Below are 688 nucleotides of genomic sequence, written 5' to 3'. Positions count from 1 at the left end.
CGGCGATACCCACCTCCAGTGGAATTATCTGCACTCGGAAGATGATGACCTGATCCGGTTTCTGCGGCAGGATATGCCCTGGCATACGTCCGGGGTACTCTGGAAAAAGGAAGTGCCGGCGGCCCTGGGCGGCTGGGACGAAAAAGTGTCCAGCTGGCAGGACTGGGACCTGCACCTGATGGCCCTGCTGTCGCCCGGGCTGACGTACTTCAAGGCCGAGGGCGAAGTGGCGGATTCCTATTACCGGGTCGACGGCAGCGCCAATGCCATCAGCATTACCGGGTATACCAGCCGTAGTTTTGAAACCCGGCTGTACCTGATCGACAAGTTCAGCGGCCTGCTGCCTCTGGAGAGAGCGGACATCCGGCTCGAATTTGCCAAGCTGATCTACCGGCAGGCCGACCAGCTGTTCCGGCATTACGATACCAATCTGGCGGTTCGCTTTCTCCAGGACCACCTGCAGAAACTGGGGTATTCGAAGGTATTTGCGCAGTTGTGGAGTGCTTATCTCCGGATCAAGTTAAGCCCATCCGCCGGCTCCTATCTGAAGAAAGGCGTCGGACTGGTGCCGGTATTTTACCGGAATCACTCCCTGAATCTCAATAAACGAACCCACCTGACCGCAGTAGCAGGCGGTGGAAAGTAACCGGACAAATTATGGCGGAGGTAACGATAATAGTACCGGCCT

At 57.0% G+C, this 688-nt stretch carries 1 protein-coding gene; it reads left to right on the top strand.

Translation table 11 applies throughout. The annotated features are described in order from the left end of the window. Window positions 1–646 (top strand): hypothetical protein (locus DX909_RS29725; protein ID WP_164851464.1); only part of this gene is annotated, 646 nt, incomplete at its 5' end. Window positions 647–688: the final 42 nt, after the last annotated feature.

Source organism: Larkinella soli, from assembly GCF_003703975.1.
Lineage (GTDB): Bacteria > Bacteroidota > Bacteroidia > Cytophagales > Spirosomataceae > Larkinella > Larkinella soli.
Note: the sequence above shows the minus strand (reverse complement) of the source record. Positions and strands in the feature narration are given on the sequence as shown.